This is a genomic window from Helicobacter felis ATCC 49179, from assembly GCF_000200595.1.
In the GTDB taxonomy this organism is placed as follows: domain Bacteria; phylum Campylobacterota; class Campylobacteria; order Campylobacterales; family Helicobacteraceae; genus Helicobacter; species Helicobacter felis.
On record NC_014810.2, the window covers coordinates 1,029,228 to 1,045,658 of the forward strand.

Below are 16,431 nucleotides of genomic sequence, written 5' to 3' on the forward strand. Positions count from 1 at the left end.
TTGTGTCATTTGGCGCATCGGTCTTAAAGGCTTTGAGGGTTGGGGAGTTAGTGGGTGAGCTCCTAGAAAGGAGAACCCAACATGAAAATATTCGTGGTGCTACTGGTTTTAGTGGTTCTGACACAACCATTATATTAAAACCTCCCTTCGCCCTTTAAGGGCGGGGGAAACCACTAGCACCATTGTAGCTAAAAACCCTAACAGCTAACTTACAGACTACCGCCGCGTGGTCTTAAATAAGTTAAACGCCAAACTAAGATGACTAGACTAAAGTAAGGCTAGAGGCCTAGCCTCTAGCAAACCCTTAAGCGAAGTGCTTTAACAAAAATTCTTACGTCTTAACAATTTCCTCACACAACTCTTTTAATACTCCAAATGGTGCGCGCTAGGGTATTTTTGCCATTCTGAGCCTTTAGGGCGTTTGTTTTCTCCTTCTGCTCCCTCTATGGCCTGCACTTGGCTAATCTCCTCACTGGTGGTGTGGGCTTGCACTAACGCGCCTTGTTGGGAGTATTTCTGCGCTTTAGCCTGCAATTCTAAAATCTGGGCTTGGATTTTCTGCAACTCTAGGGCTTGGAGTTGCTCATTATAAGGGGCTTGGGCCTTAGCTTGTTGTTCTTGGGCTTGTTGGGCTTGTAAAATCACTTCTTGCACATCGGCAACTATGGGGCTATCCATGTCTTTGAGGATGAGGGGTAAGAGTTGGGGCACTAGATCGGGGCGAATGGGGCTCACCACCTTTAATAACTCATTCCAGTGGCTAAAACGCTCGTCCTTGCTCTCTGTTTTTAGCTGCGTCTTATAGATTAAATCAAACTTGCAGGGCTTGATAGTGTTGTGTTGGCCATCATTGATGGAAAAATATCTATCCCCTACCTTAGCGTCCACAATGCGGAACACCTGCGGTTTGGTAAAATAATGGCTAATCAGGCTCACGGCTAGCTCAAAAATGAGCTTATCCATGTCATCACTGGCTTTAAGAAAGGTTTGTAAGCCCATTAGTCCACTCTCGCGTCTTTGGGCAATGGCGACCCCGCTTTGACGATTAGAAGCCATGCCCAAACTCTCATCATTTAGCCCGGCTAAAATCTTTAAAAGCTGTCTTTTTTGCTCAGCCTTTGCGCTCAGGGCTGCAATATCGGCCTGATTGTTCATAAACTGGATTTTGCCATCTTTGAGGGCTCCAGGGCGCACTTTCACAATGGCATTATCTAGGCTCATGTTCTCCACGAACTCATCCATATCACTTACCCCGTCTTCCTCAAACATCGCCTTAAAAGAGCCCATCATATTCCCCATGCGATTTTCTGCGTAGTTGATATAATCTTGCATGGGTTTGATGTCCCTAAAAAGCCCGTAATAGTGATTTTTTTCATCCATGTAAAACTTGGCTACGATAAAGGGGTGCAAAGCGTTTTTAAAGGGCTTGAACTCCACTTGGTAAATCCCGCCCTCTTCACTCCAAAGGTATCTATTCCACACCCAAGCCCCTAGCTCATCGCGTTCTTTATACCAACTCTCCACCAGACGCGCGATCTGCTCTTGATGCTGGGTGTGCTGATAAATCACTTCGCTATTAGGAAGGATGCGCTCTATTTGTTCCTTGTCAACTAACATCATCTTATGAAATCTGCGCGCGTCTGTAGCGTTGGCATCCGTGCTAAAATAATCGATGATAAAACTCTGCGGGTCAAGGGCTTTAATCTCTATGTCAATATTGCCCTGCGCATCACTCACTGCCCAAAGTTCAATCACCCCTAATCCCCCCATGATTAAATCCCTATCGCGCTTGATCATTTCCTTATCAAAATTCTTTTTCTGAGAGAAGTATTTTAAGAGGTCGTTGAGTAAGTCCGCTAGGGGTTTATCTTCTTCTTGGCGCGGGGTTAAGCGCACTTCTTGAATGCTTTGTATCTTATAGCCCAAGATTTTATTAATAATCATCTTGTAGATGTTTTCGACTATGGGGGTCTGCCCGCGCTCTAAGATGATGTTTAACACATCTGCGGGTAGTTGGTTACCATGATAATAGGCCACTGCCTGCTTAAACTCCATAATAGAGTTTTGCGCGGCTTGGTAATCGTTTTTAAAATCTTCTTTGATTTGTGCAAAATCTCGCATTGATTGCCTTTTTTTTGGGTGCGGCGCAAGAAGCCAAGAGAACTCGCTCGCGCCTTTAAACAAAGATCGCACGCTAAACCCAAAAAGCGCGGTACTTGTGTTGCATCAACACGCCGCGAATGCTAACACATTAAAAAAATACAAACAAGGGTTAAAGTTTTAATGCCCCCTTACAAGAAGGGGGGAGGGAAAAATGAGCCGCGTTAACCGCGAGAAAAGGAAAATGTGTCTGGAAGTAAGACACGCGCTAATATTAGCAAAACACAAGCCCATAAAGCAAGGGTTAAAAAATGTGGAGCTATCACGGGCTGGATTTTGTGCAAAACTCTAAATCCTTTTCTAACTCCTCTGTGTAGGCTAATAGCTCTCTTAAATACTCCAACACTTCTAAATCTTTGCTAGGTCTAGCAGGCCTGACAATCTGGCACTTAGTTGGGATATAAACATCTTTATACACCACACGCGGCGTGCAACCTAAGCAAAACACACCCAAAACCACCACAAGAACACGCATGAACACCCTTTTTAGGGCATTAAAACCATAATGCGCGCTTGAAACAAGGGTTAAACCACAGCATCAAACAAAGAAGCTTTATTTTTAAAAGCCCTTTGTAAATTCTCTTGAGCGATTTGAGCATATTGGGCGGACTTTTCTACACCGATAAAATCTAGCCCCATTTGCGCACACGCCACTCCTGTACTCCCTGAACCACAAAAACAATCTAACACTATCCCGCCCTTAGGCACAATCTCTAAACAATGTTTTAAAATCTCTAAGGGCTTTTGCGTGGCGTGTTGTTTGGTATTGGGGTGGATTTTGGCCTCCTTGTAGCCGTAGCCGTAAAACTCTTGGGGTTCTAGCACCCCCTTAGTGCCCCAGACAATAAACTCGCATTGTTGTTTAAACCCGCCCTTAAAGGGTCTAGCAGAACGCCCCTTATCCCATACCATCACACCTCGCCAAGCTAAATCTGCTAATTGCACGGCATCAGAGAGTGCGGGTAACATGCGCCAATCAATGAAACTAAAGAAGTAACTATTAGGCTTTAACACGCGCGCTATTTGGGCAAAGATAAAGCCCATCCACATGGTGTAAGCCCGTTGGTCTTTGCCATCGCCTATAAATTCGGGGTAAACTTTTCCATCTTTGCGCGTTATCAAATATTTGTCATTGGTGCTTTTGCGCCGATCTGACAAAGACTTCACACCCCCACTACAATAAGGCGGGTCAATCAAAACACAATCTATAGAGTTTTCAGGCAAGCCCTGCATAAACTCTAAGGCGTCAGCATGAAAGATTTGGTTAAGATAGGGGGTTAGCAACTGCTCTCCTTTTTTGTGGATTTAACGCCTTAAACACAGAAGAAAAGTTTTCTTCATTTTCAAGCCTTGTTTTAGGTTTAAGCCACTTTTAAGACTGGTTAAAGTAGCCTAGCAATGCAGGCCACTCAACGATTTATCGTTTTTGGTTGCTCGGCGGAATGAAAGAGTGGATAATGTCCGCATGTTGTATCCGTCCTCTGACATATCCTTTTTTAGCATCTACGATCCCAGTGATCAAAAGCGCATCATCATCCTTAGTAACCAACAAATAGACTAGGTCTTTTTTACCCTCTTGTCTAAATGTTTTGACATACTCTTTTTTTGCGGGTGCTTTAAAGATAAGTTCAATATCTGGATTCTTTAATGTAGGCTCTACTAAGTGCAAGTATTCTAAACGCCTTTGCCCATCGGTACGGCTTGCCAAATGCTCAATAAAGTTTTTATGATTTTTAACGCCCTCTAATGTCTTTAAAAACCCCTCTACATCTAAACTTTCAGGTATAGGCGTAGCATGCGCGCTCAAATCAAGGCTTTTAATAAATGCCTCTTTGTCCTCTGCTTTTTCAATGACAGCAATGGGTTTAATCTCCCCACTCTCCTGCTCAACCTTAGATAACTTCTTGGGGTCTAACAAATCCGCTCGCCCTCTGCCATCTAAAAGGACTTGCGCGCCCTTACCCTCAAACTCGCTAAAGTTCTCCCCAAAAGCGGGGTTAGGTTCCACTATCTTGTCCTCGCCCTTTAAAATCTTCTTAGCCTCCCTAGCCTTTTTCTCAAATTCAGGCAATAGGTCATTGAGCTTGCTAGAAATTGGGCTTTTCTCACCGCTATTAATGGCTAGAGAAATAAAGTCGTAAACATTGGCCTCATTTAAAGGCTTAGAGGGAATGCCTTCTATGCGTTTTAACAAGGTATCTGCAACGAGCGCATTCAAGCCTTCAGGGGCGTTTTTCAAAAACTCGTAAAAACTCTGGGCTGGGTTTTCTAAGCGCACAAAACGCGCTAAAGACGCGCCTAATAATTCGGACGCCATCGCGTCATACACTCCGGGGTTCATTTTTACTAAAGCATTAATGCCGTGCTCATCGGTGGTTTTGAGTAGATCGCTCAAGGTCTCATACAGCTTTGTAAAATTCTCTTGGCGTGTAGTTTTGAGCGCGTGCGCCATTGAGGGAATGCTTTGGGTCAAATAGGGGGCTAGATGCAAATTAGGCAGTCTAGAATCTCTTAGTAAAGTATAAAAACTGCCCGCATTCTTGACTAGCATCTCTTTAAGCTTGCTAAAATCCTCAATGTCTAAAGTCTTTTGCGCATCATTGAGAGCTTTTGAAAGGGTGTAATCTTGTGTGTTGCGCGCGCTTTGGGCTAGTAGGGCTAAATTAGCCCCCTCAATATCGGGCTCTTTAGCCTGTGTGTCTAGGGCACGGCCTACATTTTGGGCTAATTCCTGCACATCATGGCTTTGTTTTAAATAGTTTTCTAGGTTGTCAGGGGTGATTTTAGAGTCGTACTTGCCTAAAGCGGCGATAAGTTTGTCCCCGTAGGTGTGCGCTCTTTCTTTATTGCTAGCTGAGGCTAGATTAATAATTTCTTGTGTGTCCAGCTCATTTTTAGGCGTGCGCATTAAGAGTTCATCGCCTTTAAGCTCTAGCCCGTAATGTTCTAAGATAGCTTGCTCATAGGTGTGTCTGCTTTGGGGTGTAAAATTTTGCATGCCCTTAGCCCTATGATTGCCCGCTATCACTTGCCCATCGCTCAAAATCAAGGGCAGATCATCAAACCCGCCTCTATTTAACACCATTTCAGGCTTGAAGTTTTGGGCGATCTGCTCGACCATCTTAGAATTAGTTTGTGTGCGGGTTTGTGTGCCCACTCCTGTGTTAAAACTAGGTTTAATGTCTTTGGCTTTGACCACAACAAAATCTAGCGGGTAAATGTGATCATCATCTAGGCTCACACTGCTAGAACGCCCTTGTAATCTTTGCATGGCAATAGGCGTGCCGAGTTTTAAATCTTTTTGATTCTCCTTAGTGCCTGCTTGACTCTCTTTTTGGGCTAGGCTAGCTTGGTAGGCCTGTTCTTGCTCTTGCCTCTCTGCTTTATATTTAGCCTCTTTAGCCTCTAGGGCTTCTTGTTCTTTTCTCTTTTGCTCCTGTCTAAAGGCTAGAGCTTGTTCTCTAATGCTAGGCTTTTTAAGGGGGGGTGTGCTATCCTCTTTTAAAGGAGCTTGTATGTCTGAATCTGTACCTTTACCACCGGTTAAAATCTCCTCTTTTTGGTTTAATACAGAGTCTGGGCGGTTGTATGCGCTTGCATCTGATGAGGGGGGTGTTTTTGAGTATGATTTCAAGCGCAAGATGTGGGTTAAGTTCTCTTCGTTTGTCGCATTCCGCGAATTTAGCGATGCTGCAGATTTAGACTCTGTAGAAATAACTTCAAACGATGTGAAAAGGTTAATATCTACATCGAAATCTTGAGCTAATCTCTTGCTCTCTCGGTTTAAGCGTTCCCACTCTGCTTGTGTTAGAGTCGGGTTAATTTCTTGTTCCCTCAACACATGATAAATCTCGTCTAATTGCTTTTTAATCTCCCAATTTTGGGCAGTGTGTAGCTGTATCTCACTCCCTACCCCATTATAATTAAACTGGATATGCACGCCTTTATAACCGCTAGTATTCTGCTTATATTCGATTTTATGGGGAATACCCTGTGTTTGTAGGTGCTTGGTAATATTTACAAGTTGAGAGTCTAAATGCTCTCTACTGGGCGCAATCAGCGCACCTCTTAAAAAGTCATTAATGCCCCCTATATCCCCTCTTTTGCGCTTAATCTTGCTCTCAATACTCTCTACACTCTTAAGCAAATTCCCCGCTTCTAGGCTGTGTTGCCCGGGTATGCCCTCTAATAACCCCCTAAACCCCCCTTCTTGTTCTTTGGCGGTGTTATAAAGGGTTTGGGCTTGATTTTTAAGCTCAGGGGTGGTAAGTTCTGTAGCTGGTAGCCCACTCGGTGTTAAAGCACCTTGCTCACTAGCAAGCCTACCCGGCGGAATGAAAGAGTGGATAATGTCCGCATCTCTTATTTGTTTCTGCAGGTAGCTTATTTGTCTAACTGGCAAACCTGTAATGAGAATTTCATCGTTATTGGCTGTAACAAGTATATATTTTAGGGTTTTGCCTTTTTTATCCTTGAAAGCTTTGATATATTTTTTTCTTGCAGGGTCATTAAAAATTAGTTCAATGTTAGGCTTTTTGAGTGTTGGCTCTACAAGATTAAGGTAAGCTAAGCGACTTGCCCCATCTTCCCTGCTTGCCAAATGCTCAATAAAGTTTTTATGATTTTTAACGCCCTCTAATGTCTTTAAAAACCCTTCCACATCTAAACTTACAGGTATAGGCGTAGCATGCGCGCTCAAATCAAGGCTTTTAATAAATGCCTCTTTGTCCTCTGCTTTTTCAATGACAGCAATGGGTTTAATCTCCCCATCACCATCTCTATTGGACTTCCCTCCTCCTTTATTAGGTTCTGCGCTAGAAGGACTAGGCTCCTCTTTTAGTGGCATTCCTCCCCCTCCATCATCCGGTGGTAATCCCCCCTCAATCTCTCTAATAAGGGCTTTGGTGGCGTTGTCAAACTCGACTCTTTGGCCTAGAGCGCGTAGGTGTTGTTTAAAATCTCCTACGCTAACACTCTTATTCAGCGCGGCTTTGATGTGGTATCTTAGGGCCGCTTGGCTGACCTTGCTATTGATGCTCTTAGCAAAAGGAATATGAAACATTGTGCGCACTACAAGCCCAAAGAGTGCCTTTGTAACTTGGTATTGTACAGCTCCTGAAACACTGGTGGCAATCGAAGAGCCTACTTGCTCGCCCGTGTTGGCTTTTAAAGCGGCGGCAATCTTAGCATCTTGGTTAAAAAGGCGGTTAAACCCGCTGGCAATATCGATAAAGTCCTTAGAAGCTTGGCTAGAAAAAGTCCCCTCTTTAAGCCCCTCTAATCTTTTAAAAAAGGCTTGACTATCAAAAACCCTTAGCCCGTCATTTTCAAACAAAGAGCTTTTAAAAAGCCGATCTAGCATGTTGAGCTCTAGCACTTCTCTATTAGCTGGGCTTAAGCCCTTGCTTAGGCGCGTGAGGTTATCTAGCCCTGCTTCTCCCTGTCCTTGTGCGTATTTGAGCAAGCCCTCTAAGGCCTTTGCCTCGCTGCGTTTGGCATCTCTTAGCTTTAATCCTCCCCCATCCACCATCTTGAGCGTTTCTTTCATGGTGGCGTAGTCTTTGAGAGTGGTGTGATAGAGTTCTTGGTATTTTTTCCCTATTTCTGTAGGGAGCTGGCTAAAAAGGTCATCAATGCCCTCTTTAATGTCATGACGGAAAATATTTTGCGTGGTGTTGCGGATATAATCCTTTAGCCCCGGATTGCTGGCGTGTTTGGCGTGGCTATTGAGCGTTTTAAGCGCGTTGTTAAGCTGAGTGAAGCTTACCCCCTCTGGATTGTAGATATTGTTCTCAATGTGCTTTAAAAAGGGACGGGCTTCTAGCATAAGTCCCTGTTCTTCTAGCTCCTTGTAGATGTTTTTGACTTTGCTAGGCTCAAGTGTGGTCTTAAAGCCCTCTAACACCTCGGGGATAATGCGCTCTGTAGCCTCTGCATAACTCTGCCTAGTGCCCTTGTCTAAATCCTCAAAGATAGTCTTAATGTCTGCGGGGTTTAAGTGCAGTTGCTCTAATTGGGCTTCTAGGTTGCGCGTGGTTTTGTTTAAAATGCCTTTGAGCGTGTTGTGCGCGCGCGGGCTAGAGTTAGCCGCCTCGCTCATAAAGGCCAATAGAGTCCCGCTCTCATCGGCGCGAATCTGCTCAATAAAGGCACTTTGACGCTCAGAATGTTTGGGCAAAGTTAAGATATTATTGACAATATCATACGCCTTAAACATGGGCGAAGTTTCCCCAAACCTCTCTTTCATAGTCTGGGTTAAAGCAGAATTAGGAGTGTAAAACTTTGCCCCTGCGCCAAATTGTTCCCCAAACTCTTTAAGCGCGGCTTGTTACTCAGGGGTGCGCACCTGATCTATCAATCTTTGGGCGGCTTTGACATTTCCATTGAGCGCGCGCATGCCCATCCCTACAAAAGGCACATACTCAGCAATATCGCTAACTTTGTGCGCGATTTTGTGCGCGTTATTGGCTACGCCCTTAATGGTTTTACCTAGCAGGATACCAGCAACATCGCCCACCACATTGAGCGCGCCCTCTTGGAGCATATGGGCTAGATTTTCTTGAAAATTGTTCTCACGCTCTAGCACAAAGTTAGTCAAGAGCGCATCTAGTCCGCCCCCTCCAAAAGCCCCTAGCGCGCCCCCTGCTATCATGCCTGCTATCCCGCCCTTTTTGCCGGCTAAAACTCCCCCGGCAATGCTTCCAGCCATAGAAAAGGCGTTTGCTTTTAAAAGATTGGGGAATTGGTCAAAAAAATTATCATTGACCTTATAAAGCTGGCCCTCTTTGGCTACAAACATCTCCCCCTTTTCATCAAACACCGCCTTTTCAAACCCAAAACCCTTAGCTAGAGTTTGGGCCTCTTGGCGGTATTTTTCTTTGACTTTGGGGTCGCTGGAGCTAAAGAGTTCTTTAATATTCTTGTGTGCGGCAATGTTGTTTAAAAAAGTCATTGCCTTAGAAACATCTGCCACTAAACTCCGCCCCTTGATGTCCTCTTGATATTCCCTTAGAGCGTCATTATCCTCTTTGCTCAGGGCGTTCCAAATATACTTACCAAGACTGGTGTCTTTGTAGATAAGATGCTTTTGTTCTTCGCTTAAGTCTTTGGCATCCTTAATTTTTAGAATGTCTTGGCGCATCTTCTCCTTTTAAAGGCGCGTAATTGAAGTTATTCTTTTGTGTTTGTAGAAAATTTAGCGCAAAAACCCCCCTTTTCTAGGGGGTTTCTTTTCGCCTTAGTGGAGATACGGGGCGAAGAGCATCTTTTATCATCAAAACTAAAATATGGCGCTATAGGAGTCTATTAATCCCTAACAAATTCTAGGCAAGAGTTCGCCCTCAGGGAGTTCTAAATAACGCCTAGAACCCCATGCGCTCAGTAGGTGTACACAAGGGTGGTGTGTTTCTACCACGCGCCCAATGATGGCTGGGTTTGCTCCCCCCTTTTTAAGGAGCGCGCACACTTCTAAAGCGTCTGTTTCTGCAACACTGAGCACACACACCCCCTCATTGGCTAAAGCGTAGGGCTCAAGCCCTAAAATCTCACACACCCCAGCTACTCCCTCCAAAATGGGGATTTTAGACTCTTCTAGCTCGATCCCCACACCAGAGGCTAGAGCCCATTCATTGAGCACTGCAGCTAGCCCCCCGCGTGTGGCATCTCTAATGGCATAAATTTTATAAGAGCTATTTAACACCCCTTCTAAAACACTAAAGAGCTGTTTGCAATCGCTTTGTAGCAAAGTGTGTAATTGGATTTCATGGCGCAAAGAAAAGAGTAGTGCCCCATGCGCGCCGATGCAATCGCTCACAACCACGCTTTGCCCCGCTCTGAGGTTGCGCGCGCTCAAATGCGGGTAGAGCACACGCCCTAGTGCGGTGGTGTTAATAAAAATCTTATCCACACAGCCCTTAGGCACGACCTTAGTATCTAGTGAGAGCAATTTAAGTCCACCTAGCTCTAACTGCACACGCACAGAAGCTAAAATCTGCTTTAAAAGCGCGATCTCTAACCCCTCTTCTAAGATAAAACCCATGCTTAAAAACTCTGGGCGCGCCCCACGCACGCACACATCATTGGCACTTCCACACACGCTCAATTTACCAATATCTCCCCCGGGGAAGATGAGCGGATCGACCACAAAGCTATCAGTGCTTAACGCGCACAAACCCGCCTCAAACACCCCTGCGTCCTCACCATCTGCACTCAAAAACTCCTGTAAATAGGGCTTAAACACCTTTTCAATGAGCTCTAAACTCTCCTTGCCTCCATTTCCACAACTCAAAGCGACATGTTGCATGCGCGCCTCCTCTCTTGATTTTTCAGATACTCCACCTGCCCATAAGCGATCGCTCCATCTCCAAAGGGCAATTTTTTAGGGAAAAAGACCCCCTTCCCCAAAAGCTTATGAATTTCCTCACACAAAAGCGCGTTGGCAAACACCCCGCCCCCCACAAGTAAAGGCGCGCGGTGGCGCGTGTGCAATTCTAAAGCCAAGTGGGCTAAGGCGTTATGGAATTTGCGCGCGCTTAGAGCTTCTTGTCCTTTTAAAATATCTGTTTGCAATTCTGTAAGCAGAGCGTGATAGCTGATATGATTGTGCTTTAATTCGAGTGGATAGCGCGCATTACTCTCTAGCGAGCGTGCCAAACTCTCTAATTGCGCCGCGCTTTGGGCTTCATAAGTGTTAAGCCCCCCCACCCCACAAAAACACGCCACCGCATCAAAAAGCCGTCCTAGCGAGGTGGTTAATCGGGTTTGTAGATGCGCATCTAACATTTGATTAATGATCTCTAGGTGTAGCATAGGGACACGCTCTAAAAGGGCTTGCAAATTGTGCGCACGCGCTAGGGCATAGGCGCAATAAGAGCTATCCTTAAGGGCTTTGGGGGTGGTTAAAATCTCAAAGGGTTCTAAGCTATAGATTCTGCGCACATCCCAAAAGCCCTTGTATTCTGCCTCAAAGACTTCACAGCCCCATAAGCACCCTTGTAAGCCCAACCCAAAGCCATCAGCAATCCAGCCTAGCACTTTTTGCCCCTCTTGAAGGGGGGTTTCTTGGGCGTATTCGCCCAACAAGGCGTAAAAATGCGCCTCATGGTGTTGCACTTGGTCAAGTTGCGCGCCCCACTCTAAGGCTTTTTCTTCTCCTAGTTGGCTAGAGATATAGCCCGGATGCAGGTCAATAGCGCAAGCTTGGGGCGTGCCTCTTAGATGGTAGTAGAAGTTTAGGGCATGTTGGTAATGTTGTGTGTGTTCTACACTCTCCAGCGCGCCCATCTCAGGGCTTATAAGGCTAAAATCTTGGGCAAAACATACAGAAGCCTTGCTTTGTGCCCCAAAACCACAGAGTAAAGCCGTGTCTGCGTTAAGCAGACTCAAAGGAGCTAACCCCCGCCCCAAGCGCACCACCCCCACAGCCCCCCCACTCGCGCGCACCACGCTATCTTCTATAGGGTGGACAATCGCGCGGGCGTGATCTAAAATGCCCTCTACACCTAACGCGCGCACCTGCTCTAAAGTATGGAAAATGGGCGCGCTTTTGTGGTTGGCACTGGTAAAAATGAGGGGGATATTGAGCGCGCGCGCGATCAAATGATGTAAGGGCGTGTAGGGCAAACATAACCCCAAAGTGTCTAAATTGGGGGCAATGAGGGGGTTTAGGGAGACTTTAGCGCGCGCAATTAAAATAGGCGCACTGCTGGCTTGTAGGATTTGTTCCTCTAGAGAGTTTAGGTAAGCTAAATCACGCGCCATGTCTAAATCGCGCACCATCACGCTTAAAGGCTTAAAGGGGCGTGTTTTGATTTCTCTTATACGCTGAGTTACTTCTATGTTACGCGCATCGCCCATTAAAGCAAACCCTCCGATTCCCTTGATCGCTACCACACCCCCCTCTTGTAGGGTCTGTAAGCAGGCTTGTAGGGGGGTGGTGGTGTTGATCCCTGCGGGGGTGTGGAAACTCAGTCTTATAGCACACTTTGGACAGGAGAGCCCTTGGGCAAAAAAACGCCGACTCTGTGGGTCGTGGTAATCGCGCACGCATTCTGGACACATCTCAAAGGTGCGCATGGAAGTATGCGCGCGATCAAAGGGGAGATTTTCTAGCATGCTAAAGCGCGGACCACAATGTGCGCAAGTTGTGAAGGCATAGCCATAGAAACGGCTAGTTGGATCATAAGTATCCTGCAAACACGGCGCACAAGTGGCCTTGTCTAGGGGTAGGGGGTCTGTGCTGTGGGGCGCGCTTAGGCTAGGTTGGATGGAAAAGGGGGGTGTATCTATGTCTATGTCTTGGGTGGTGAGTTCTAAAATTTGGGCTTGTGGGGGGAGCTTGGCGTGCAATTGGGCTAAAAAGGGAGATTCTAGAGACTTATCTAACACGATCTCCACCGCTCCGCCCACATTGCGCACAAACCCGCACGCGCCCAGTTGCGTAGCGATTTGATAAACAAGGGGTCTAAAGCCCACCCCCTGCACTTGCCCACGCACCCAAATTTGGCGCATTAGTAAAGTTGCATGGTCGCGCAGTGCAAACTCCCATGTTCGCGGATCAAAAAAGAACAATCCACGCCCACGACCTCTATTTGAGTGTGTTTTTCTAGGGTTTTTAAAATATGGGCATCTAGGGGGTCGTCATAGGTGGGCACAAAGAGCACGCGTTGCCCTCCACTATTGGCAAATAAAAAGTTCGCGTAAGTGGCGGGCAGGCGTTGATCTTGGTAGTATTTGGGGCTGGGCAGAGGTAGGGGAATAAGTTTATAGCGTTTGTTCTCCAAAGTTCTAAAACTCTGCAGGGTTTGCTCCATTGCTTTTAGGGGTTGGTATTGGGGATCAGTAGGGTCGTTGCAACTCACATAGGCAATGGTCTCTGGGTCTAAAAAGCGCGCGAGAGTGTCGATGTGCCCATCTGTGTCATCTCCGGCTAGAGGCGGGGTGTCGATCCATAAAATGCGTGAAAGACTGAGTTCTTGTTTGATCCTAGCGATGGATTTTTCCGGATCTGGGTTGCGATTAGAATTGAGCAAGCTATAGCGGTTGGCTAAAAGTGTGCCTGCCCCATCGCATTCTAAACTCCCTCCCTCCAAAACCACATCTACAAAGCGCAGAGGGTGGCGCAAAAACCCCTTTTGGGCGAGTTTCATGCTAATGGTGTTGTCTAGTTTGCTTTGGTATTTGTTCCCCCATGCGTTGAACACAAAGCTTAAATAAAAATGCACCCCAGCGGTTTCCACGCACAAAGGTCCAAAATCGCGCGCCCAAGTGTCGTTAGTGTCTAAGAGCACCACCTCAACATTGCTCAGACGGCTCAAACGATCGATTCCTGCGCTGTCGCTAGTGTGTACACAGACTAACACGCGCTGATAGCCCGCTAGAGTGTTGATAATGTTTAAAAAGCATTCTTGCGCCTCTGACAAATACGCGCCCCAATCGCTAGAGGCGTGCGGAAATGCCATTAAAATCGCACTCTGCTCTTCCCATTCTGCCTTAAATCGTGCCATTTTTGCCCTTGTAGTATAATGGTGCGCATTATACCCTAAAGAGAAAAGATGCTTTTAAGTATTGAGAGTAGTTGTGATGATAGTTCGCTTGCCCTCACGCGCCTAGAGGACGCTAAATTACTTTGGCATGCCAAGATTTCCCAAGAGGCAGAACACAGCGCGCATGGGGGTGTGGTGCCCGAGTTGGCCTCGCGCCTGCATGCGCATAACTTGCCCCTACTGCTCCAAAGAGCTAAAGAGTTTTTAGCCCAAGAGAACCCCAATCCCTTTGCCCCGCTCAAGGCTATCGCTCTTACCACGCGTCCGGGATTGGCTATCACTCTCTTAGAGGGCTTGATGATGGGCAAGGCCCTAGCACTCAGCCTAAATCTGCCTCTTATTAGCATAGATCATCTCAAAGGGCATCTTTACTCTCTGTTTATTAATCAAGCTACCCCGCGTTTTCCTCTAAGCGTGTTGCTGGTTTCTGGGGGACATACTCTTATCATAGAGGCACGCACGCCTACAGACATGCGCATTATCGCCCAAAGCTTGGATGATAGCTTAGGAGAGAGTTTTGACAAGGTAGCGCGCATGCTAGGCTTGGGTTATCCGGGCGGTCCTGTGGTAGAAAAGTTGGCGCGTTTATGTCCTGCAGGAGAGGAATATCCCTTTCCTTTGCCCCTTAAGCAAAAAAGCGCGCTGGCTTTTAGTTTTTCAGGGCTCAAAAACGCCGTGCGCTTGGCGGTGGCTAAAGAACAGCCTTTAAGTCAAATAATGCAAGCGCGTATCTGTGCGGGGTTTCAAAAGGTCGCCTGCGCGCACTTACTGCACAAATTGCGCGCCTATTTACAAACTACCCCAGTAAGCACTCTAGGCTTGGTGGGAGGGGTGAGTGCAAATGCCTACATCCGCACGCAATTAGAAAAACTATGTGCAGAATTTGGCATAGAACTGCTATTAGCTCCCCTAGAGTTTTGCACGGATAATGCAGCAATGATTGGGCGCGCGGGGGTGGTGAGCTACCACAATGTAGAGTTTAGTAATCTACACACTCTGGATATTAACGCCCAAACCGAAATTATGCACGCTTAAAAATGTTTTTACTATATTCATACCCTGAAAAATAAAACACGCATGGGAGTTGTATGAATATAAATCTGCAGACGCGTGCATTCTTTTATATGTTCGTCTTGATGGGTGCTTTTGTGTTCTCTATCTTTACACTGATCAAGCGGGATTATTCTACTTTGGCTGAACTTCAGGGCCGCTCAGTTGCAAAAAGTATCAACGCTTCGATCATTAATACCATTGTGCAAGCCATCACTGTAGGAACAACTGAAGCTATTCACAAAGCCATTGATGATAGTAACAAGCTCCCGGGAGTGAAGATGAAGTTTTACCCAGGCAAGGGGGATATTAAGCTCTTTGGACTCAATGATACTTTCACAACAGATCCTGATGTAGTGAAATATTTTGAGCATCCTAACACACCTCAAGAGGTGAGTGTGCGGGATGGAGAGAATGGAGAACGGCATGTGCGTGTTTTACAGCCTTTGGTAGGAGATAAGGGATGTGTTGCCTGCCACACGAACAATAAGGTAGGGGACATGATCGGGGTGATGCAGGTTAAACTTTCCCTAGAAGAAATTCATCGTAACGCAGACACTCTGAGCACTAAAACCCTTACTTGGATGCTAGGCATTTCCCTAGGTATCATTGCCCTCATCGCCTTCGTGGTGCAAAAAGATGTCATCCGCCCCTTGAATAATTTAAAAAACACGGCGCAGGATTTGGTATCTTCTAAAGAAGCTGATCTCACTAAGATTCTCACCATCCAATCCAAAGATGAGATTGGGGCTGCTTGTAATTTTATCAACCAATTCGTCGCCAAAATCGCAGAGATTGTCAAAATTGGTAAGGGTATTGTAGAGGAGAATAACCAAATAGGAGTTGCGCTCAAGGCCTCTACAGTAACTCTTAGTGAAGCGGCTGATCGTGAATTTAAATCGGTAGAAAATCTCAAAAGTATTAACCATCAGGTAAGTGAAAATCTACAATTAGCTAAGGAAAACCTAGGAGATACCATTGAAAACTTAGATCAAACTGGGGTGATTTTAGGAGCGTTCGTAGAAAAAATCCAAAACTCCGTAGATATGATTTCAGCTTCTGCCCAAAGCCAACAAGAAATCGCTACCGAGTCTGGCGCGTTAGTCAGCCATGCCAATGAAATTAAGGGCGTGCTCACCATCATTGATGACATTGCCAACCAAACCAACTTGTTAGCTTTGAATGCTGCCATTGAAGCCGCTAGAGCGGGCGAACACGGGCGCGGGTTTGCGGTGGTGGCCGATGAGGTGCGCGATTTGGCTAGCAAAACGCAGAAATCTTTGGGGGACATCACTGCGATGGTGAATATGGTAACTCAAAGCATTGAGAATATGGGCACACGCATTCAAAGCGTAGCCACCCAGTCTCAAGAGGTTTCTGAACAAACCTCTTTGCTCATCACAGATGCCAAAAACGCCACAGAAAACCTTGACAACACCAAGAACAAATCTCAAGAAACCCGCGACCGCACGGATGTTGTCGTGGCTAGAATGGAGGAGCTCAACCAAGTTACCTTAGATTTTCTTAATATCTTTAGTGAGGTTAAATCAGTGCGCAAGCAACTAGAAGGACATAGCCTGAAGCTAGTTACCAAAAATCAGGAATTAGAAAGTGAGTTTGGAAAGTTCAAAGTCTAGGGTGTATTGGGGTTGTTGGGGTATAATAACCCCAAAAAAGG

Annotated in this window: 10 protein-coding genes; 2 read left to right on the forward strand and 8 right to left on the reverse strand. The window is 46.0% G+C overall.

Annotated elements, in window-relative coordinates; genetic code table 11:
- Window positions 1-363 precede the first annotated feature (363 nt).
- The 8 genes from HFELIS_RS05215 to HFELIS_RS05255 all read right to left on the reverse strand — a co-directional run bounded on the left by HFELIS_RS05215 (window position 364) and on the right by HFELIS_RS05255 (window position 13,664).
- A complete protein-coding gene (locus HFELIS_RS05215) occupies window positions 364-2,121 on the reverse strand; it encodes a portal protein (RefSeq protein ID WP_013469496.1) in 1,758 nt (585 codons plus the stop codon).
- A 301-nt stretch (window positions 2,122-2,422) separates the two neighbouring features.
- Window positions 2,423-2,635, reverse strand: coding sequence for a hypothetical protein (locus tag HFELIS_RS05220; protein ID WP_041302824.1), 213 nt, complete (start codon window positions 2,633-2,635; stop codon window positions 2,423-2,425).
- Window positions 2,636-2,685: 50 nt separating this feature from the next.
- Complete coding sequence (locus HFELIS_RS05225) at window positions 2,686-3,444, reverse strand: DNA-methyltransferase (RefSeq protein WP_041302826.1); 759 nt, start codon at window positions 3,442-3,444, stop codon at window positions 2,686-2,688.
- 133 nt (window positions 3,445-3,577) lie between these two features.
- Window positions 3,578-8,407, reverse strand: coding sequence for a hypothetical protein (locus HFELIS_RS09045; RefSeq protein WP_231844153.1), 4,830 nt, complete (start codon window positions 8,405-8,407; stop codon window positions 3,578-3,580).
- An 81-nt stretch (window positions 8,408-8,488) separates the two neighbouring features.
- A complete protein-coding gene (locus HFELIS_RS05240) occupies window positions 8,489-9,301 on the reverse strand; it encodes a hypothetical protein (RefSeq protein WP_041302828.1) in 813 nt (270 codons plus the stop codon).
- A gap of 171 nt (window positions 9,302-9,472) precedes the next feature.
- On the reverse strand, window positions 9,473-10,462 hold the full coding sequence (gene hypE / locus HFELIS_RS05245; protein ID WP_013469500.1) for a hydrogenase expression/formation protein HypE: 990 nt from the start codon (window positions 10,460-10,462) through the stop codon (window positions 9,473-9,475).
- A complete protein-coding gene (hypF, locus tag HFELIS_RS08760) occupies window positions 10,444-12,669 on the reverse strand; it encodes a carbamoyltransferase HypF (RefSeq protein WP_013469501.1) in 2,226 nt (741 codons plus the stop codon). The genes hypE and hypF overlap by 19 nt, the downstream gene beginning before the upstream one ends.
- Window positions 12,669-13,664 carry an agmatine deiminase family protein gene (locus HFELIS_RS05255; protein WP_013469502.1) on the reverse strand — a complete coding sequence of 332 codons (996 nt, stop codon included), beginning with the start codon at window positions 13,662-13,664 and terminating at the stop codon, window positions 12,669-12,671. The genes hypF and HFELIS_RS05255 overlap by 1 nt, the downstream gene beginning before the upstream one ends.
- Window positions 13,665-13,712: 48 nt before the next feature.
- Here HFELIS_RS05255 and tsaD point away from each other — a divergent pair, with 48 nt between their 5' ends.
- Both tsaD and HFELIS_RS05265 read left to right on the forward strand, forming a co-directional pair.
- Entirely contained in the window at window positions 13,713-14,738 is a 1,026-nt protein-coding gene (tsaD, locus tag HFELIS_RS05260) for a tRNA (adenosine(37)-N6)-threonylcarbamoyltransferase complex transferase subunit TsaD (protein WP_013469503.1), read from the forward strand.
- A 53-nt stretch (window positions 14,739-14,791) separates the two neighbouring features.
- Window positions 14,792-16,390 (forward strand): methyl-accepting chemotaxis protein, encoded by a 1,599-nt coding sequence (locus HFELIS_RS05265; RefSeq protein WP_013469504.1) that lies wholly within the window; start codon window positions 14,792-14,794, stop codon window positions 16,388-16,390.
- The last annotated feature ends 41 nt before the right edge of the window (window positions 16,391-16,431 follow it).